This window comes from Streptomyces sp. B5E4 (genome assembly GCF_039871555.1).
Taxonomy (GTDB): domain Bacteria; phylum Actinomycetota; class Actinomycetes; order Streptomycetales; family Streptomycetaceae; genus Streptomyces.
The window spans coordinates 135,894-155,896 of record NZ_JBDPMI010000001.1 but is presented as its reverse complement, the minus strand read 5'-3'; the positions used below and the strand labels follow the sequence as shown (position 1 = coordinate 155,896).

General features: G+C 72.5%; 16 protein-coding genes. 11 read left to right on the top strand and 5 right to left on the bottom strand.

Annotation, left to right across the window (positions count from 1 at the left end):
• Positions 1–100 precede the first annotated feature (100 nt).
• The 4 genes from ABGA99_RS00650 to ABGA99_RS00635 form a co-directional block, all read right to left on the bottom strand.
• On the bottom strand, positions 101–1,597 hold the full coding sequence (locus ABGA99_RS00650; RefSeq protein WP_347578841.1) for a cryptochrome/photolyase family protein: 1,497 nt from the start codon (positions 1,595–1,597) through the stop codon (positions 101–103).
• 146 nt (positions 1,598–1,743) lie between these two features.
• Positions 1,744–3,330 (bottom strand): SDR family oxidoreductase, encoded by a 1,587-nt coding sequence (locus tag ABGA99_RS00645; protein WP_347578840.1) that lies wholly within the window; start codon positions 3,328–3,330, stop codon positions 1,744–1,746.
• Between the two features lie 207 nt (positions 3,331–3,537).
• Entirely contained in the window at positions 3,538–5,769 is a 2,232-nt protein-coding gene (locus ABGA99_RS00640; protein ID WP_347581917.1) for a tetratricopeptide repeat protein, read from the bottom strand.
• 93 nt (positions 5,770–5,862) lie between these two features.
• Positions 5,863–6,231: a helix-turn-helix domain-containing protein gene (locus ABGA99_RS00635; protein WP_347578838.1), complete on the bottom strand. Its 369-nt coding sequence runs from the start codon at positions 6,229–6,231 to the stop codon at positions 5,863–5,865.
• A gap of 142 nt (positions 6,232–6,373) precedes the next feature.
• Between ABGA99_RS00635 and ABGA99_RS00630 the strand changes: the two genes are divergently transcribed.
• Entirely contained in the window at positions 6,374–7,264 is an 891-nt protein-coding gene (locus ABGA99_RS00630; RefSeq protein ID WP_347578837.1) for an NAD(P)-binding domain-containing protein, read from the top strand.
• Between the two features lie 189 nt (positions 7,265–7,453).
• On the top strand, positions 7,454–7,891 hold the full coding sequence (locus tag ABGA99_RS00625; RefSeq protein ID WP_347578836.1) for a cupin domain-containing protein: 438 nt from the start codon (positions 7,454–7,456) through the stop codon (positions 7,889–7,891).
• Positions 7,892–7,993: 102 nt separating this feature from the next.
• On the opposite strand, the gene ABGA99_RS00620 is transcribed toward ABGA99_RS00625, so the two are convergent.
• Positions 7,994–8,692 (bottom strand): ScbR family autoregulator-binding transcription factor, encoded by a 699-nt coding sequence (locus tag ABGA99_RS00620; RefSeq protein ID WP_347578835.1) that lies wholly within the window; start codon positions 8,690–8,692, stop codon positions 7,994–7,996.
• A 506-nt stretch (positions 8,693–9,198) separates the two neighbouring features.
• Here ABGA99_RS00620 and ABGA99_RS00615 point away from each other — a divergent pair.
• The 9 genes from ABGA99_RS00615 (at position 9,199) to ABGA99_RS00575 (ending at position 19,885) form a co-directional block, all read left to right on the top strand.
• Positions 9,199–9,972: an HAD family phosphatase gene (locus ABGA99_RS00615; protein WP_347578834.1), complete on the top strand. Its 774-nt coding sequence runs from the start codon at positions 9,199–9,201 to the stop codon at positions 9,970–9,972.
• A gap of 151 nt (positions 9,973–10,123) precedes the next feature.
• Positions 10,124–11,278: a hypothetical protein gene (locus ABGA99_RS00610; protein ID WP_347581916.1), complete on the top strand. Its 1,155-nt coding sequence runs from the start codon at positions 10,124–10,126 to the stop codon at positions 11,276–11,278.
• Between the two features lie 264 nt (positions 11,279–11,542).
• On the top strand, positions 11,543–12,670 hold the full coding sequence (locus ABGA99_RS00605) for an ATP-binding protein (protein WP_347578832.1): 1,128 nt from the start codon (positions 11,543–11,545) through the stop codon (positions 12,668–12,670).
• Positions 12,667–13,326 (top strand): response regulator transcription factor, encoded by a 660-nt coding sequence (locus ABGA99_RS00600; RefSeq protein ID WP_347578831.1) that lies wholly within the window; start codon positions 12,667–12,669, stop codon positions 13,324–13,326. The genes ABGA99_RS00605 and ABGA99_RS00600 overlap by 4 nt, the downstream gene beginning before the upstream one ends.
• Positions 13,327–13,705: 379 nt before the next feature.
• Complete coding sequence (locus ABGA99_RS00595) at positions 13,706–14,941, top strand: MFS transporter (protein WP_347581915.1); 1,236 nt, start codon at positions 13,706–13,708, stop codon at positions 14,939–14,941.
• Between the two features lie 137 nt (positions 14,942–15,078).
• A complete protein-coding gene (locus ABGA99_RS00590) occupies positions 15,079–16,947 on the top strand; it encodes a prolyl oligopeptidase family serine peptidase (RefSeq protein WP_347582077.1) in 1,869 nt (622 codons plus the stop codon).
• A complete protein-coding gene (locus ABGA99_RS00585; RefSeq protein ID WP_347581914.1) occupies positions 16,907–17,032 on the top strand; it encodes a hypothetical protein in 126 nt (41 codons plus the stop codon). The genes ABGA99_RS00590 and ABGA99_RS00585 overlap by 41 nt, the downstream gene beginning before the upstream one ends.
• A gap of 166 nt (positions 17,033–17,198) precedes the next feature.
• Positions 17,199–19,166 carry a RiPP maturation radical SAM C-methyltransferase gene (locus tag ABGA99_RS00580; protein WP_347581913.1) on the top strand — a complete coding sequence of 656 codons (1,968 nt, stop codon included), beginning with the start codon at positions 17,199–17,201 and terminating at the stop codon, positions 19,164–19,166.
• Positions 19,167–19,237: 71 nt separating this feature from the next.
• Positions 19,238–19,885, top strand: coding sequence for a DUF5825 family protein (locus ABGA99_RS00575; protein ID WP_347578828.1), 648 nt, complete (start codon positions 19,238–19,240; stop codon positions 19,883–19,885).
• Positions 19,886–20,003: the final 118 nt, after the last annotated feature.

Below are 20,003 nucleotides of genomic sequence, written 5' to 3'. Positions count from 1 at the left end.
CCCTTCTTCTGCCGGCAGCACCGGTCCGGATGCGCCGATGCCCCCTCCGGGCGCGCCCGGAGGGGCGACGGAGCCAGGGACCGCCGCCGCGACGGGGCCGTCACGGCGGCGCGTCGCCGCGCTTTCGTTCCTGCTCGCGCATGTCGGCGAGGTCGTCGAGCCGGTCGAGCCCGGCCAGCGGGCGGGCGGTGCGGGGGTTGCGGCGGAGCCGGTCGCGGTGGCGGTCGAGAAAGGTCCAGTAGCCGGCGGTGAAGGGGCAGGCACGTTCACCGGTGCGGTCGCCCGGCCGGTAGCGGCACGGCCCGCACAGGTCGCTCATGCGGTTCACGTACGCGCCGCCGGACGTGTAGGGCTTCGTCGTCATCCGGCCGCCGTCGGCGTACTGGGACATGCCGATGACGTTGGGGATCATCACCCAGTCGTAGCCGTCCACGAAACAGCGGTGGAACCAGTCGGTGACCGCCGCCGGGTCCCAGCCGCGCTGCAGGGCGTAGCCGCCGAGGACCATCAGCCGGGGGATGTGGTGGGTCCACCCCGTGTCCCGCACCTGGGCCAGGACGGTGTGCAGACACCGCGCCCGCACGGCCTCCGCGTCCAGGTCGCGCCACCAGCCGGGCAGCGGGCCGGAGTGCCGCAGGGCGTTGGCACGGCGGTACTCCTCGCCGAAGTACCAGTAGAGCTGCCACACGTACTCGCGCCATCCGGCGATCTGGCGGACGAATCCCTCCACGCTGTTCAGCGGCGCCCGGCCGGCGCGCCACTCCGCCTCCGCCCGCTCCACGCACTCCGCCGGGTCGAGGAGGCCGAGGTTGAGCGAGGAGGAGAGCAGGCTGTGGCTCATCACCGGGTCGTCGGCGAGCATGGCGTCCTCGTACGGGCCGAAGGCTTCGAGGCGGTGGGTGAGGAACCGCCGGAGGGCCGCCCGGGCCTCGGCGCGCGTCGCCGGGAACCGCCGCGGGCCGTCCCTGCCGACGAAGGACACGTCGCCGTCCCGCTCCCAGCGGTCGAGATCGTGCCGCACCTCGTCGTCGATCTCGTCCTCCCGCGGCCGGTAGGGGGCGGCGACGGGCAGGGTGGCGGTGTCCCGGGGCGGCGGCCGCCGGTTGTCGTGGTCGAGGTTCCAGCGGCCCCCGGCCGGCGCGTCGCCGTCCATGAGCAGGCCGTGCCCGCGGCGGACCCACCGGTAGAAGTCCTCCTGCCGCAGACGGGTGCCGCCGCGGCCGTCCGCCCAGGCGGCGAAGTCCCGCCTCGGCACCAGGAAGCCGCGTGCCGGACCCACGGTGACCTGCGGGAGGGAGCGTACGAACCGGGCGGCGGCGTACGAGGTCGGGTGGTGGACGGTCACCGGCCGGTCGCCCGCCGCCCGCGCGAGGCCGTCCCGGTAGCCGTCGGCGCGGACGTAGGTCATGCGGTCGCCGAACTCGGCCGCCCGGTGGCGCATGGCGGAGAGCACGAGGTGCGCCTTGGCCCGGTGGAAGCGCCGGCGGCGGAACACCGACCGGGCCTCGATCATCAGCAGCGGAGTGTCCCGCGCGGGGCCCCGGTCCCCCGGGGTGAGGAAGTGCGGTCCGAGCTGGTCGCCGAAGAGCCAGTGCACGCGGGTGACCTCTCAGTCCCGGCCGCGGGCGGGCCGGAGGCGGGCCGGCCCGTCGGCGGGGCCGGTCGGCGGTTCCGGGTGGCAGGGCGTCATGTCGCCGCTCCTGGTGCGGTGGTGGGTGCGCGGTGGGTGAGCGGGGTGCGGGGTCACCGCCGGGCTCTTCGCCGGCCGGCCGGGCGCCGGATGCGCCGGTTCGTCGAGGTACGGGAGCGTGAGCCGTCGGACGCGGCGTGCGCGATGTTGCGTGCCATGCCCCCGAAGACGACGGTGTGGAAGGGCGAGAGCGACCACCAGTAGGCGTGGCCGAAGAGTCCGCGCGGATGGAACAGGGCCCGTTGCCGGTAGCGCGTGCGCCCCGCGTGGTCCGTTTCGACGCGCATCTCCAGCCAGGCGAGACCGGGCAGCCGCATCTCGGCCCGCAACCGGAGCAGCCGGACGGGTTCGATCTCCTCCACGCGCCAGAAGTCCAGGGAGTCGCCGACCCGCAGCCGTTGGGCGTCACGGCGTCCGCGGCGCAGTCCGACGCCGCCGACGAACCGGTCGAGCCAACCGCGCACGGCCCAGGCGAGCGGGAGGGAGTACCAGCCGTTCTCGCCGCCGATCCCCTCGATCACCTTCCACAGGGCGTCGGGGGACGCGTCGACCGGGAGGTCCCGTTCGTCCTCGTACAGGCTGCCGCCCGCCCAGTCGGGATCGGTGGGCAGCGGATCGCTCGGAGCGCCCGGCACCGCGGCGGAGGACCAGCGGGTGGCGACCTGGGCCTCCCGTACCCGCCGGACCGCGAGGGCGAGCGCGTCGTCGAACGGGAGCGGCCGGCCGGGCAGGTCGGGGACGTACCGGGCGATGTCGTGCTCGCGGCAGACGACCTCGTAGCGGAGCGACTCGGTGAGCGGGCGGGCGATCGAGGCCGGCACGGGCGTCACGAGACCGACCCAGTGGCTGGACAGCCGGGGCGTGAGGACCGGCACCGGGACGATGACCCGCTGTCGCAGGCCGGCGACGGCGGCGTAGCGGCGCATCATCTCCCGGTACGTGAGCACGTCGGGCCCGCCGATGTCGAACGCCCGGTCGACATCGGCCGGCAGACCGGCCGCGCAGACGAGGTAGCGCAGCACGTCCCGGACCCCGATGGGCTGCGTGCGGGTGTGCACCCAGCTCGGGGTGATCATGACCGGTAGGCGTTCGGTCAGATAGCGCAACATCTCAAACGAGGCCGATCCCGATCCGATCACCACCGCCGCCCGCAGCACGGCCGCCGGCACGGGGGCGTCGAGGAAGATCCGTCCCACCTCCGCCCGGGAACGCAGGTGGGGCGAGAGCGACCGCTCGGGAACGCCGCGCGGGGTGAGCCCGCCGAGATAGACGATCCGCCGCACGCCGGCGGCGTGCGCCTGCTCGGCGAAGATCCGTGCCGCGCGCCGGTCCGTCTCCTCGAAGTCCGTTCCGGTGCCCAGTGCGTGCACCAGGTAGTACGCGACGTCGACGCCGCGCAGCGCCTCCCCCACGGACTCGGCGTCCGTGACGTCCCCGCGTACGGGTTCCACCTGCGACACCCACGGCTGATCGCGCAGCTTGCGGGGGGTGCGGACCAGACACCTCACCCGGTGGCCGGCGTCGAGCAGCTCGGGGACGAGCCGACCGCCGATGTATCCGGATGCTCCGGTGACGAGGCAATGCATCGGCTCGGGCCGTGGCGGTACGCCGTCCGGCGCGCCGTGTGCGCTCACGCTCATCGCCTTCTCCTCACCGACGGCACCGGCGGCGGGCGCCGTATGGCCCGCTCGTACGCTCTCCACCGGGACGTATGCCCGTCGCCGGGCATGCCTCCATGGCTGCTTCGCAGGAATCAGCCCGCATGGATGCACGGCGGACCGCCGCACCGCCCGCGCCCAGGGTGATCACGGTCGGCGGCGGCACGCTGCGGCAGACGAGCGGGAAGGTCAGCCGGGGGCACGGCGCGGCGGCGCCGTGGCCGGGGCGTCGGCACGTCCGAGGCGTTCGAGGACCGCTTGCCGGCCGTCCCGCAGCCAGGAAGTGTCCGGCAGGATTTTCAGGCTCTCGTCGTAGCAGGCCAGCGCCTCTTCCGGGCGTTCGAGTGCGGCCAGGGCGGCTCCTTTCCGCCCCCATGCCCTGGCCCGCCAGGCGTCGTCGTGCTCCGCCACCGCGAGGGCTCTTTCGTAGCAGGCCAGCTCGTCTTCGCCGTGCCCGTACAGCTTGCCGTGGATCAAGCCCTTGTGCACCAGCAGCTCCGCCGTGTCCCCGCACAGGCGCAGCGCCTTCTCGCAGTGCTCCCGGGCCTGTTCATAGTGCTCCAGCCGGTAGGCCGCGAGCGTCAGGTTGCACGCGGTGCTCGGGTCGTCCGGCTCCAGCTCGGCCGCCCGCTGCAGGACGTCGAGGGCCTCTGCGGGGCGCGACAGCAGCAGGAGGGTGTTGCCCTTGTTGGCGAGCGCCAGGGCTGAACGGGGTGCGACGGCCAGGGCCCGATCGAGGTCCACCAGCGCGTCGGCGTGCCGGTACTGCAGGCCTCGCAGCAGGGCCCGGATCACCAGCATGTCCGGGTCACGCGGCCGAAGCTCGACGGCTCGGGAGGCTGCCTCCTCCGCTTCCTCGAAGCGTTTCAGGTCTCCCAGCGCGTTGGCCTTGATCCCCCACGTGTTGCCGATGTCGGGCCGGATCTCCAGGCTGCGGTCGTAGCACTCCAGAGCTTCCTCGTGGCGCCCCTGGGAAAGGAACTGGTTCCCGCGGTTCAGCCACAGGCTCGGCTCCTGCGGGTTCAGTTCGACAGCGCGATCATAGGCGGCCAGCGCTTCCCCGGACCTGCCCAACCTGCCCAGGGCCATGCCGCGCACCTGCCACAGCTTGCTCCGGACGACATCGCCGTCCCCGTCCCGTTCGGCCGTCCGCAGTCCGTCCCCCGCCTCGTCCAGGGCGTCACCGAAGCGGTCCAGGTGGATCAGCCCCACCGCTCGGGACACGTATTCCTCCGCGGTCAGGCGCGGTGTCCCGGGGGGCGCGGGCGCGGGGCGGCCGAGCACTTTCCGGTACGCCCCGTCCAGCAGTTCGCGCACCGCCGCGAAGTCCGGCGGGCGATTCTCGCGGTCCGGTTCGGTGCACGCGCGGATCAGCCGGTAGAGCGGGGTCCGCCGGGTGCGCCGGCGGGTCGTGCGGTCGACGTACGTCCTGGCAGGCACGTCGGCGGGCGGGAGCACGCCGGCGACCATCTGGAAGAGCACCACGCCGTACGCGTAGACATCGGCACGGGTGTCCAGAACGGTGCCGGGGGCGTACTGCTCGGGCGCCATGTAGCGCGGCGTTCCGGCCACCGTCGTGTACAACGCCCGTGTCACTGCGGGCAGTTCGCCGAGGCCGGGGAGATCGGCGGCTGCGGAGTCGAAGGCCCGGGCCAGCCCGAAGTCGGTCACACGCAGCGTGCCGTCCCCCGTCAGCAGGCAGTTCGCCGGTTTGACGTCCCGGTGCACCAGACCCAACTGGTCGTGGCCGTGGCGCAGCCCGTCGCACAGGTGCCGGGCGTATCGCAGGGCCTCGGCGGGCGGCAGCGCGCCGGCCCTCAGCAGACCGGCCAGGTCGCCGCCCTCGGCGTACTCGGTGACCACACAGGGCAGCCCTTCGATCCACTCCACGTGCTCGGCGGGCGCGACGTGCCGGTGCGGGCGCAGCCGTACCCAGGTCAGCGCCTCGCGCTCGAAGCGGGCCCGGCCTTCGTCGCTCCACAGCAGTCGGGTGTCATACGTCTTGAGCACTTTGCGCGCGCCGGTGTCGCTGGCGCATACCACGTAGACCACGCCGAAGCCACCGCGGCGTACGTCCAGCACGGTCCAGTGGCCGATGTGCCGGTGGCTGGCCAGACGCTGGCCGACCCGGAAGTTCTCCCGCTGCTGCCGTCCGCGGTCCATGCCGTCCAGGCCGGCCGCGGCCGCGGAACACGACGAGTCGATGGCCAGGGCACGGGCGTAGCCGCGGCGCGCCATCTCGACGCGGCCGAGCCCGCGTAACGCGTCGGCGAGTTCGACGTGCGCCGCGGCCCGGTCAGGGCAGAGAGTCACCGCCGCTGCGAGCAGGCGGGCGGCGTCCTCGAACCGGCCCGCGGCCAGCGCGGCCCGCCCCGGGGCGGCGGAGCGCTCGTAGTCGCGTTCGGCGTCGACCCTGTCCATAACCTTCAGCTTGCCGCACCGGCCTCGGGCGAGAGAAGCTCCGGAGCGGATTCCCGGGGGCAACGACCGAGCCGGGCCGCCGGCCGTTGCGGGTCAGGACGTTGCCGACGGTGCCGGGGTCTCCGAGGCCTCGGGGCCGTCCCGGCGAAGCCGTTGCTCACCCCAGACGCCGAGGGGGCGCAGCGCCTCGTTGAGCGCGGCGCCCGCTTCCGTGAGCGAGTACTCCACCTTCGGCGGCACTTCCGGGTAGACCGTCCGATGGATGAGTTCGTCCTCTTCCATCTGGCGCAGGTGCTGCGTGAGCATCTTCTCGCTCACCCCGGGGAGTGCCCGGCGCAGTTCGGCGAAGCGACGAGGGCCGTGGGTGTGCAGCTCCCAGAGGACGGCGCTCTTCCACTTCCCACTCAGGATGTCCAGTGCGGCGTCAATCCCGCAGATGTAGGGACCCCGACGGCCAGGCATACACACCTCGTTCGGCTCGGACAGGTGGGGGCACTTACCCATGGGTGCGCACCCCACAAATAAGTGGGTACTTCCGCATGGTGATCGCGGTGGCGAGGCTGGATCCACAAGCGATCAAGTCCGACCGCCGAGGAGTCCGCACATGCCCACTCTCTCACCCGTCACCGTCATCGGCCTCGGGCCCATGGGCCAGGCGATGGTCCGCACCCTCCTCCAGGCCGGGCACCCGGTCACGGTGTGGAACCGCACGCCGCACCGCGCCGAAGGCGTGGTCGCGGCGGGGGCGCGGCTCGCCGCCACGCCGTCCGAGGCGGTGGCCGCCGGCGACCCGGTCGTCCTCAGCCTGACCGACTACCAGGCGATGTGGGACGTCCTGGGCGACGCGACGGCCGCTCTGCGCGGACGCACCCTGGTCAATCTCAGCTCCGACACCCCGGACCGCACCCGCGAGGCCGCCGCATGGGCCGCCGGGCACGGGGCGACATTCCTCACCGGCGGCGTGATGGTGCCGGCACCGATGGTCGGCACGGAGGCGGCGTACGCGTACTACAGCGGGCCGAGCGAGGCGATGGACCGCCACAGCGGCACACTCGCCCGGATCGGGACACCGCGCTACCTGGGCGAGGACCCCGGGCTGGCCCAGCTCATGTACCTGGCCAACCTCGACGTCTTCCTCACCACACTGTCGTCGCTCACGCATGCGATCGCACTGCTGCAGTCGGCAGGTCTCCAGGCGAGCGACGTCCTCCCGGAGCTGATGCCGACCCTGATCGGCATCCCGGCCATGCTGGAGGCGGGCGAGAGCCCGGCGGCCCAGATCGACGCAGGTGAACACCCGGGCCACCTCAGTACCGTGACCATGATGGGTGCGACCACCGATCACCTCGTCGAGGCGAGTGAGAAGGCGGGCGTCGACCTCGGCCTGCCCCGCGCGGTCCAGCGTCACTACCTCCGCGCGATCCAGGACGGTCACGGCGGCGACAACTGGACACGGATCATCGACGGCATCCGCACCCCGCACCCGGAGGGGTGAGGTCCCCACGCACCGTCATCTGAGGTGGAGACTCACCCCTTCGCCGGTCGTGTCGTGAACCGTGAGGCGATGCGCCGACGTGTTTCGATGGGTGGCTCTGGGCAGACCAGGGGCTGCGCCGTACGGACAGTTCGGCGGCACCGCGGCTTCCGCGGCGAGCGGGCACCGTCCGGAAAGAAGGACATCGACATGGGCAAGCGCAGGCGAGTGGGAATGATCGCGGCTGTCGCCGCGACAGCAGCACTCGCGGGTGCCGCCACGGCCGAGGCGACACCAGGCGGCCCCGGCGTGTCAGGCGAGATCCTTTCGCAAGCGACGGTGGGCGGCAAGGACTACATCCTCCGCCGAGTCACCATCCCTGCCGGTCAGAGCACCGGCTGGCACTTCCATGACGGTCCCCTGTACGGCTTCGTCGAGAAGGGAACGCTCAGCCACGTCGACTCCGCTTGCGACTCCGACGGTGTCTACAAAGCGGGAAGTGCGCTGACCGAACCTTTCGGCGCACACAACGTTCACATCGGACGCAACCTCGGCACCACACCCGTCGTCTTGAACGTGCTGTATGTCCTCCCGCACGGTGCACCACTGTCAAGGGACGCCCCCGCCCCCGGCTGCGACTTGCCCTAGCTCGCAGAGGGCTGGGCCGGCCGGCACCAGAAGCAGGCAATCCAGGCGCGAGCCGCGGATGTTCGCGATCCCGGGCGGCTGTCCGGGGCGGGTCGGCGGCAGTCACCGGTAAGAGGGCTCATCGCCGTTCCCCGCAGCCCGGCCTTCCGCAGTCGGTTCGTGTGGACAGGTTTCCGTGTGGCCGGTGCTCGCTGCGTCTCTCGGCCGGGGCCGGAGGACGGGCAGGGTCAGGTGCCACCAGTCGGTCAGCCGCTCATTGATGGCTTGCGGGCCGTCGAGGGCCTCGGTCAGGTAACAGAGCCCGAAGAAGGCCCGAACGAGGGCGCGAGCAGCGGATGTGGGACGCACCTCCGGGGCGAGGCTGCCATCGGCGTGAGCTTCGGCGAGAAGCCGCGTCGCGGCCGCGGTCCACAGTGCGAAGGGATCGGGGATCGGGGTGCTGATGCTCTCGCGCTCTGCCCACAGACGAGCGCCTGCCCGTGTGATCGGGTCATGGGCAAGGGCGCGGGCGACGTCGAAGCTGAGAGCCACGAGCCGGTCCAGGGGCGGCACGGCCGGGTCCGCGTACTTTTCGGTCAGGTCCGGCCAGGTGGCAAATCGGTCCTGGACCACGGCAAGCGCCAGGACCTCTTTGCTCGTGTAGTGGAAGTAGACCGCGCCGCTCGTCTTCCCTGACTTGGCGCTCAGGTCGTTCACGCTGGTCCCCGCGTACCCCTGTTCGGAGAAGAGCGAGGCTGCGGCTTCCAGGAGTGCCCTGCGGGTTTCCTTGGCTCGTTCCTGCAACGTCCCGTCCTCCTTCATTAACGATCCGGTAAAGCAAGCAAACAAGAAGTACGCTCGTGCACGTTACCGCAGCACACTTGCCGGTGCGGTTATTGCGTTTTTCTTTCGGTTTTGAACGCCGCCTGGCGGAAATCTGACCACTCTGAGGCTCGATGTAGCTTTTCACTCCTCTCCGGCGCGCGGGGACGGCGATGACAGCAGGCCGCCTCCCGTCCTCAACTCGCTTACTCGGACGCGTGGTTGGCGGGACCTCCCGCCGTTCGAAACCCTCCGCTGTCCGTACGGCGCACACCTGCCGTCGAGCCGCGATACCCACTCACTCTTTGGAGTGCTTGCCGCGTCGAGAGCAGGCAAAATAACGTAGTCGTCGTGATGTTTTCTGTGAACTCGCGAATGTAGGACACGTTCGTTTTCTCCGGGCAGAAGCCGGTTTCACAAACTCCTGAAGCGGGCCCGACATGAAAGGGCCACAAGCTTCCCAGATAGCGGCCGCATAAGGCTTCTCAATCGATCCAGGAGGAATCATGCCCGCATCATTCCCCTCGCTCCCCGATTGGTCCCCGGATGCCGTGGTATTCGACTGCGACGGAACTCTGGTGGACAACGAACGGCACTGGCAGGATGCGCGTGTACGTGCATTCCGGGAGTTCGGTCTGCGACCTCCTGATGGATTCGCCGACCGCGCCAAAGGGGTTCACTACACCGACTGCGGCCGGATGATGGCGGAGGCGGTGGACAAGCCCGAGCTGTCGGCCGACCTGACGAGGGCGTTGCTCACGCACTTCATGTCGCTCGTCACCGACGACCCGGTGACGATGCCCGGCGCATCCGAGGTGGTGCACCTGCTCTCCGGCCGCCTCCCACTGGCGGTGGCCAGCAACTGTCCGGTGGAAGTGGTGGAGATGAGCCTGGAAATCGCCGGCCTGCGATCCCACTTCCAGCATGTAGTCGTTCCGACCCCGGCGCCCCACATGTCCGACGGGACGGGCTCTTCCGGAGAACTCGACCAACCGACCGTGAGACCGAAGCCGTACCCGGATGTCTACGCAGCGGCCGCACGTCTCTGCGGCGCCTCGCCGTACCTGACACTGGCCGTCGAGGACTCCCCGACGGGCGTGAAATCCGCTCTTGCGGCAGGGCTGCGGGTGCTCGAGGTCGGCGCCCGCCCCATCGACGGCGATCCGTTGAGGGCCGACCTCTGGCTCCCGTCGCTGAACTCCCCGCAACTGCTGGCGTGGGCCGCCGGCCTGGCGGAAGGCCGGACGCCTAAGAAGCAGGGGCGTGGCATGCAGCACTAGCGGCGGGGCTGCGCACGGCGATGCCGACCCAGCGGGGAACCCCTGGAGGAAACGATCCTTCAGGGGTTTCCGGGGGCGGGCGGGACCCCGAACCCACGGCGGACGGACGGGTGTGCGGCCGGGTCCGCCGAGAGCGCCGTACACTCCTTCGATGCCTGCCTCCGGCGCGACTTCGCGACGCGCCTGTGTCGAGACGCTTCTGACGGATCTCCACTCCTCGCCCGTCCGCGTCGTCGCCTGGGAGCGGCTGGAGCCGTGGGCGGTCGCGCGGGTGACGCTCCGGGGCATCGCCGCTCCGCGGACCGCCGTCGTCAAGTGGGTACGTGACCAGCCGGGCTCGACGCGCACCGAACCCTGGCGACTGCACACCGAGGTGGCCGCCCTCCGCCATCTCTCCGACGACCTCGGTCTGGCGATCGCCCCGCGCGTCCTCGCCACCGATTTTTCCCGCGGGCTCGTCGTGTTGGAGGACCTGGCGCCGCGTACCGCCCTCGACCGCCTCCTGCGCCGAGACGGCGCCGCCGCCCACGCCGACCGCCTGGCCGCGTTCGCCCGCGCTCGCGGTGAACTCAGCGCGTCGACCGCCGGCCACGCCGGCCGATACCTCGGTCAACGGACGTCCCTGGGGCCGGCGGACCCAGCGGCGGCGGCCGACATGGCGCAGGTCGCCCAACTCCGGAATCGCGCACCCGGGCAAGCCGCGGCGCTCGGCGTGCCCCTCGCCGGGCGGGTCTCGCACGAATTCGGTGCCGTTCTCGCCGAGTTGGACGACCCCGGCCCGTTCTGCGCGCTCAGCAACGGCGACGCGGAGACCAACAACGTCCTCGTCCACGAGGCGGGCCCCGCCGACGTCCGCCTCATCGACTTCGAGTCGGCCGCCTACACCCACGCCCTCCTCGACGCCGTCTGCCTCCACGTCCCCGGCCCCGCGTGGATGACCGTCGGCGACCCCGTCGCCACCGGCCTCGCCGACCACCACCGCCGCACCCTCGCCCGTGGCGTGCCCGAAGCCGAGGACGACCGGCGGTACGGAACCGGGCTGACGGCGGCCTGCCTGTTCTGGGCGATCGCCCGCCTGCAGCGGTTCGGCGCACTCGACGCCCGCGTCCAGGGGGACCGCAGCCGCCTTCAACTCGTCGAGACACTGGAGGCCGCGGCCCGTACGGCCGAGCACCACCGCGCCCACCCCCACCTCGCCGGCTGGGCCCGCCGCACCGCCGACCTGCTGCGCCGCCGCTGGCCCGACGCGGACCTGGACTTCACCGACCCGGTCGCGTTCCCGCCGTACACGGCACGCCACCCCTGACTCGCAAGACGTCGCCGGAGCGGGAATCGGCGGTCGCCTTCACCGCCTCGTCCTCATCGGCGGCCGGCCGCGGCCCCGGATACGCCGCCCGGGGATCGTGGGTCATCACCGTCGGCGCGGGTGCGCCGCGGGCGCGGGCAACGCCAGAATGTGGCGCTGACGGAGTGTCCGTGATGGGCACTCGCCACCGAGTTCAGGGGGTTTCGGGTGCAGGGAAGGGCGAGGCTGTTATCGGTCGCGCGGGGTGTGCAGGATCGGGCGCGGTTGGGGTCCGGTGTCCAGCGGGCACAGGCGTTCATGGTGCTGGCCACCATGCTCTACCGGGCGAGTCATCTGGTGGTCGGCGTGCTCGCGGTCGTCCCGGAGCGTCTGGGTGAGGCGATAGCCTGCCTGGGGCTGGCGGCGGCTCTCCTGGTGAGTGCGCTGGTCTACGGCACGGCGCTGCGGGACGGCTGGTTCGACCGGCGCTGGGTCTGGGCGGACGTCCTGGTGATCGGCTGCCTGCTGCCCCTGGTGGTGGCGGCTTGGTCCGGGACACAGGAGAACGGTGCGTACGCCTGGGCGATGCTGCTGAGTACGTCGGCCAGCGCGGTGGCGGCGATCGCCCTGCCCGGGCGGTGGATCATCGTCGTCGTCGCGGTGCTGGTGACGACGAATCTGCCCGGATACCTGGTGGTGGGAGCGAATCCCGCGGTGGTGACCGGTCACGTCAACTCCCTGGTCTGGTCCGCGCTGATCGCCTGGGTTTTCTGGCGCTACCTGTGCCGGCAGGGCCGTCTGCTCGACGACGCCACCGAGCGGGCGGTGACGGCGGAGGCGCAGAAGGCGCGTTACTCCGAGCGGCTTGAGCACCACCGCGCCCTGCACGACACCGTCCTCGCCACGCTGACCGCGCTCGCCGGCGGCGGGATCGACGGCAACGACCCGCAGGTACGGGCGCGTTGCGCGCGGGACGCGGCGTATCTGCGCCGATTAGTCGAGCAGACGTCCGACAGGGCCCCACACCGGGAGATCGGTGCGGCGCTGGAGGAGGCGATCCAGGCGGCAGAGAGTCTGGGACTGCGGGTCACCGCGCGGTTTCACGCCCTGCCCCGCATACCTCCGCAGGCGGCCGGGGCGATGGGCGACGCGGTGGGGGAAGCGCTCAACAACGTGCACCGGCACGCCGGGACGGGGCACGCCTACGTGACGGCCGCCGGGCAGCCGGACGGCGGTGACGGGGTGACGGTGACGGTGGTCGACCGGGGCGCCGGGTTCGACCCCGAGCGGTTCGTACCGGGGCTGGGGCTGCGGAGTTCGGTGCACGGCCGCATGACGGAGGCGGGGGGCACCGCGCTGGTGGAGGGTGTCCCGGACGAGGGCGTACGAGTGGAGCTGAGGTGGCCGGCGTGATCAGCGTGGCGGTGGTCGACGACGACCGGATGCTCCTCGACGGGATGGGCTCCTGGCTGGACGGCGTTCCCGGGATACGGCTGGTCGCCGTCTCCGACACGGTGAACGGGCTGTTCGCCGCCGCCCCGGCGCCGCAGGAGGGCACAGGCGCGGCCGTGCCGCCGTGCGATGTCGTGCTGCTCGACCTGCGGCTGCGGGACGGGTCGCTTCCGCGGGACAACATCCGGCGGCTGGTCACGGCCGGGAGCAGGGTTCTGGTGATCAGTACGGTGCCGGACCAGGTACGGGTCCTGGAGTCGCTGCGAGCCGGCGCGGACGGCTATCTGACCAAGGACAACGACCTTCCGACCCTGGTCGCGGCCGTCGAGGACATCGCCGCCGGCCGCGGCGCCCATTCCCCGGAACTGGCCTTCGCCTGCGCCCACGACACCGGTCCGGAGCGGCCCCGCCTGTCTCCGCGGGAGGAACAGATCCTGCTCGACTACGCCTCGGGGATGACGCTGAAGTCGGCGGCGCGGCGTGCGGGGATCTCGGCCGCCACGGCCAAGGACTACCTGAACCGGGTCAAGGCCAAGTACCGGGAGGCCGGAAGGCCCACGTACACCAAGATCGACCTGGCCCGCCGGGCCCGGGAGGACGGTCTCGACGTGTACTGACGCGTCCCGCCCCCCTGCCGCCACGCGCCTGCCGCAAGCCCCGACCGCGGACCCGGCCCGCCCGCAAGCCCCCCAAACGGACGGCTTCTACGGGCCGGGCCCGGTCCTTACAGTCGAGTCCACCGCGATGCGGCAGGGGCTCATGGCGCCGGCCGGTCAGGAGGAGCGCACCCATGAAGAAGCCATGCGGATGCACCGCCGTCGACCCGGACTTCCCGTCCCCGCCGTCGCCCGCCGGGGAACGAGGGGGCCCCGGCAGCGGCTGCTCGGCCCGCCCGCCCGAACCCTCCGCCGCGCTCTCATCGTTCCGGCGCACCACAGCAGCCAGTTGAGCCCGGTCGTCGCCCGCTTTCGCAGACGGGCGACCGTTCCCGGCTCCGTGGCCGAAGGGGACTTCCGCCGGTTCTGGTGGGCCGGCACGACCGACGCCCTGGGCACCCAGACCTCCGGCCTGGCCCTTCCGCTGCTGCTGCTCGCCCTCGGCAGCTCACCCGCCACCGTCGGCATGGTGGCCGGGGTGTCGGCCGGATGCGGCATCCTCATGGGCCCGTTCGCCGCCGTCCTCGCCGACCGCGGCGCCCGGAAGACGGTGATGGTGTCCGCGGCCCTGGTCGCCGCGGGAGCCGTCGCCTTCGTCGCCCTCGGCACCCTGCTCGGGGAGCCGCCCCTGTGGCAGCTCGTCGCCGCCGTGATCGTGGAGCGTACGGCGACGTCCTGTCAGGCCGCGGCCTCGGCCGGCACGGTGGCCGCCCTCGTGCCCGCGGCCCGCTACCCGTGGGCCGTTTCCCGTCTCCAGGCGGGTGAGCAGGCCGGACTTGTGGTGGGCCCGGTCCTCGGCGGTGCGCTCTTCCAACTCGCCCGCTGGCTGCCGTTCCTCGCCGACGCCTTGTCGTACCTGATCTCCGCGCTCTGCGTGGCGTCGATGCGTGCGGATCTCCGTACGCGCCGGGACGGCGAGACGGAGGCCGGTCGTCCGGCGACCGCCGGCGGGCTCGCCGCGGCCGGCCGGGGCTTCCTCCGGGAACTCGGCGCCGGGGCGGCCTTTGTCCGCCGGGAGCCGTTCCTGCGCTTCGTGGTGCTCTGGTCGTCGATGATGAGTCTGCTCCTGGCCGCCCTCTCCTACGGCACGATCTTCACCCTTCAGAACGCGGGTGCGGGCGGCGGTCCTGTGGGGGCCGTGCTCGCGGTCGCCGGGGCCGCCGGGCTGGCCGGTGCGCTGCTCGCGCCCCGCCTGGCGCACGCGCTGCCCGGCGCCCGCCTGGTGATCGCGGTGTCCTGGCTCCTGGTGGTGCCCACCGTCGGTCTCTCGCTGACCACCCGGGTCTGGGCCTGCGCCCTGCTGTTCGGGGCGATCTCCCTGCTGCTTCCGGCCGCGGCCGTGGTCCTCCAGTCCCGGGCCGTCGAGGTCACCCCGCACGAGCTTCAGTCCCGCACCGGCACGGTGCTGGCCACCGCCACCGGACTTGCCGCCGCGGCGGGGCCCGTCGCGGCGGGCGGGGTCGCCGCGGTCGGGGGCACCGGCGGCACCGCGTTGTGCTGCGCCGCTGCATTCGCCGTGCTCGCCCTGTGGTCCACGAGACGCGCACCCGGGGTGCTGGGAAAGGAGCCGGCGTGACGACCAGCGGAACGGGCGCGCCGGGGCAGGGCGGGACGCGTGCCGCCGGCACCGGATCCGGTTCGGCGGGGACGGAGCGCGGCTACCGCGTCTCCCGCGCCGTCATCCCGGAGGTCTGCCCCGCCGACCCGCACCGGATGGTGCTGACCGCCGACGCCGGCGGCCGCTGCGAGGTGTTCGCCCATGACGCCGCGACCGGCCGCACGCGTCAGGTGACCGACCGGGCGCACGGGACGCTGTACGGCACCGTGGACCGGGACGGAGCGGTGTGGTGGTTCGACGAGGACCTCGACGGCCGCGGCGTGTGGCGTGTGCAGGACTTCGACGGCGGTCCGGACACGCCGGGGCTGCCCCCGGCCCCGGCGGGCACCCCGAGAGGGCTGGCGATGAACGCCGCCGGACAGGTCGCCGTCGGCGTCGGCAGCCCGGAGGGGCTGGCCGTCTGGTTCGGGCGGCGCGGTGGCCCCGCACGCCTTGTCCACCGGGCGCCGGGCCCGTGGCGGCTGGCCGGGCTGTCACCCGACGGCGGCCTGCTCGCCGTCGGCGGACCGCCCTACGCCGACCGCGCGGTGACGGTACTGGCCTCCGACGGCCGCACGGTCGCGGAGTTCGGCGGCGGTGACCTGCCGGACTCCGGTGCCGCCGCGGGCCTTTGGGCGCGGGGCTTCGCCCCCGCCGGCTCCCCCTCAGGCGTCGCCTCCGGCGCCGCCGAACTGCTCCTGGTCACCGAGCACGGCGACCGCTACCGGCTCGCCACCTGGGATGCCCGGCACGGACTTCATGAGCACGGCTGGTGCACCTTCGACACCGAGATCGACGCCGTCTGGTACCCCGACGCCCGCCGGGTGCTCGTCCGCCAGGACAAGCACGGACGGAGCCTGCTGCACACGGCCGACCTGGAGCGGCACACGGTGGCCACCCTCACCACACCGCCCGGCAGCATTCCCGACGCCGCCCCCCGTACCGGCGGGGAAGTCCATTACGTGTGGACCGACAGCGCCACCCCGCCGCGGCTGCGCACCACCGCGACGGACGGCCCCGCCCGTGCGCGGCTGCCGGTGCTCGCCACCCTGCCCGAGGGCGTACCCGGTGCCCACCGTGAACTGTGGACACCGGGACCCGACGGCCCCGTACACACCCTGCTCAGCCTGCCGGAGCGCACCGGCGGGCGTCCCGCCCCGCTGGTGTTCCTGCTGCACGGCGGCCCCGCCGACCACGACCGGGACGCCTACGACGGCGTCGTGCACTCCCTGGTGGCCGCGGGCCTCGGCACCGCGCGCGTGAACTACCGCGGCTCCACCGGCTACGGACCCCGCTGGCGGGCCGCCTTCACCGACGGCGTCGGCCTCACCCAGGTCGACGACCTGGTGGCGGTGCGGGCCGACCTGCTGCGACGGGGCATGGCACGCCCGGACGCCATCGGGCTGTGGGGAACGTCGTGGGGCGGCGCCCTGGCTCTGCTGGCCCTGGGAGTACGGCCCGACCAGTGGCAGGCCGGGGTCGCCGTCAAGCCGATCGCCGACTTCGCCGCCGCGCACCGCACCGGCCTGCCCGCTCTGCGTGCCCTGGACGAGAGGCTCTTCGGCGGCACCCCCGAGGACGTACCGGAGCGCTACGCGCGGAGTTCGCCGGTGACGTACGCCGCCGCTGTCACGGCTCCCGTGCTGGTCGTCGCCGCCGAGCGGGACACCAAGTGCCCGCCCCGGCAGATCGCCGACTACCTGGCCGCGCTGCGGGCGGCGAACGTACCGCACGAGTCCCTGTGGCTGGAGTCCGGCCACGACGGCTACCGGGGCTCGGACCATGTGGCCACCCTGCGCCGTGCCCTGGAGTTCCTGCACGGCCATCTGACCAGGGGAACGCGCAGCGCGGCACCCACAGTCCCCCGCTCCGACCGGGGCGGGGCCCGTCAGGCCGGCGGCGCCCGCGCCTCCGGTCCCGTTCACCGACACCTCGAAGGGAGGCATGGCCATGCAGAAGGACGTCATCCACAACAACCCGCTTGAGGACGAAGAGGGGAACCGCAGCCCCGCCGTCACCATCACCATCACGGTCCCGATCCGCAACGCGGAGGACCACGACGAGATCTGAGCCACGGTCCCGGCCCGGTGTCTGAGCCACCGGGCCGGGGCGGGCCCGGTGCCCGCGAAAGCGCCGGGCCCGCCCACCGTAGCCCCGCCGCACGCCCGCGGACTGGCAACCGGCCAGCCCGCCCGCCCCGCCCCGCCCGTCAGCGACCGTCCTGAGGAGTCCGCCCATGCGCGTGCTGCTGGTCAACATGCCCTGGTCCCCCATCGACGTGCCCTCGCTCGCGCTGGGCATCCTCAAGCGCAGCGCCACCGAGAACCGGCCGGGTACGACCGCGGAGGTCTACCACGCCAACCTCGAATTCACCGACTGGATCACCGAGCGCACCGAGTTCGACAAGAACGACTACGAGTTCTACTCCCTCTCGTCCTACTTCCTCGGCTGCGGCGACTGGATCTTCTCCTCCGCGCTCTACGACGACCCCGGCTGGCGCGCCGAGGAGTTCACCGCGGCGCTCGGCGGCAAACTCTCCGACGCGCGAATGGAGAGATGCCATGAACTGCACGCCCTCGCACCGGAGTTCGTGGAGCGGACCGCCCGCGAGATCGTGGCACGGAAGCCCGACGTGGTCGGGTTCTGCTCGACCTTCCAGCAGAACACCGCCGCCCTGGCGGCGGCGAAACACGTCAAGCGGCTCGCACCGCACCTCACGACCGTGATGGGCGGCGCCAACTGCGATGCGGAGCAGGGGCACGCGGCGCACCGCAACTTCCCGTTCGTCGACTACGTCGTGCGGGGCGAGGGCGAGGCCGCGTTCCCCAGGCTGCTCGACGTCCTGGAAGGATCCGGCACCCCCCGCGCGATACCGGGGCTGTGCTGGCGGGACGCCGGGGGCACCTCGGTGGCCAACCCGATGGCCACGTCGCCGATTCCCCCCGCCGCCATCACCTCCCCCGACTACTCGGGCTATTTCGAGCGGCTCGCCGCCTCCGCGGCACGGCACTGGGTGGAGCCCAAACTCGTCGTCGAGGGCGCCCGGGGCTGCTGGTGGGGCGAGAAGCACCACTGCACCTTCTGCGGGCTCAACGGCACCTTCATGGAGTTCCGCAGCAAGGCCCCGGAACGGTTCTACGACGAGATCATGGAACTCGCGCGGACCCACCGGGTGCTCGACATGTACGTCGTCGACAACATCCTGGACATGGGATACGTGCGGACGGTGCTGCCGCGCATCGTCGACAGCGACTACGACCTGCGTCTGCACATCGAGATCAAGGCGAACATGCGCCGCTCCCAGCTCCAGACCCTCGCCGACGCGGGAATGATCTACGTCCAGCCCGGCATCGAGAGCCTCAACAGCCGTGTGCTCGGCCTGATGGACAAGGGGGTGAGCGGCTGTCAGAACGTACGGATGCTGCGCGACGGCTCCGAGGCGGGCCTCGCCGTCTCCTGGAACTACCTGCACGGCTTCCCCGGCGAACGCGACGAGGACTACGACCCGGTGATCGCGCAACTCCCGGCCCTGGAACACCTCAGGCCGCCCGTCGACCTCTCCGCCCGCATCGCCATCGAGCGCTTCAGCCCCTACTTCAACCGCCCGGAACTCGGCTTCGCGGCGCTGCGCCCGGACATCCAGTACCGCTTCACCTACGACCTGCCGGAATCCGAGCTCTACGACCTCGCCTACGTGTTCGAAGCACCCGACCGCGGGATCGGGCAGCAGACGGCCAAGCGGCTCAACGAGGGCATCAAGGCCTGGCACGGGGCGTTCGCCGCCAGCCGGCTCACCCACACCGACCTCGGCGACCGGATCGTACTCGTCAGCCGCAGGCGGGCGTTCGACTGGCGTACCAGGGAGCTGACCCATCCCGTGGAGCTGGCCGCCTTCCGGCTGCTGGACCAGCCGCACCACCCCTCAGCCCTGGCCCGGAAGATCACCGAACGGCTCGCCGCGGACTCCGGTGGGGGCGCGGACGGCACGGACGCCCTCGTCGACGAGGCGGCCGTCCGGGAGCTGCTGGAGCGGTGGCTGGACTGGGGCGTGGTCTTCACGGACGCCGGCCAGTACGTGCACATCGCCCCGGCCGCCGTCAACGAGGACCTCCTGCGCCTGGAGTTCATGCGCCGGGCAACGGCCGCCACGGAAGAGGCGACCGCCGCCGAGGCCCCGGCGCCGGCGCCGGTCGCCGCCCCCTGAGGCGGCCCTCGCCGCCGCCCCGTCTCCCCGCCCCCGTCCCGCATCCGCCCGCCCCGGCACCGAGGAGCACGATGGACACCGTCACCGCCTGGCGCGACTTCGAACCCGAGGCCGCCGGCCTGCCCGGCATGTCACTTGGTGAGCTGGAGGCATCCGGCCCGCCCGCCCAGACCGCCGCCCGCCTCTGGCAAAGCGGCGCCCGGCGTGTCCGCCTGCCCGGCTCCACCGACCTGCGGCCGACAACAAACGAGGACCCCGCGACCGCCGCCCGCACGGTGCGCACGCTGTGCCTGGTGCGGGAGCTGACGGCGCACGCCGTCTACGTCGAATGGGAACTGCGCACCGCGCCGGAGGCCGACGCCTGGCGCCCGCTCAACCACCTCCAGCCGCCCCTGTCCCTGTCCGGGCCGCCCGACCCGGAGTCCGCGCTGCGTACGTGGCGCAAGGAGCACTACCTGTGCAAGTGCCTCTGGCGGCAGGGGCCGGGCTTCATCCAGATCCGGGACCGGCGCTGGGGCGAACTCCTCCGTTTCACCGTGGACGAGCCCGAGTACCAGGAGGCCATCAGGCTGCTCGCCCAGGGAGCACCGGCGTCGGCAGTGCCTGCGGCCATCCTCGACACCTTCCGGTCCGAACGGCTCGTCGGGGATGTCGGACCGATGGTGTGGTGGTTTCCGTACCGGGTGCGGCGCTGGATTCAGGAGGCGATGGCCATCTGATGCGGCCGGGCAGGACGGTGGGCTCGACCGGTCGGCGGTCGGTGCCGCGCACGAGGCCGCGGGGCGGCGGGGACGTGGTCGGCCGCGTCATCGCACGCGACAAACCCTGCGCCGTCGA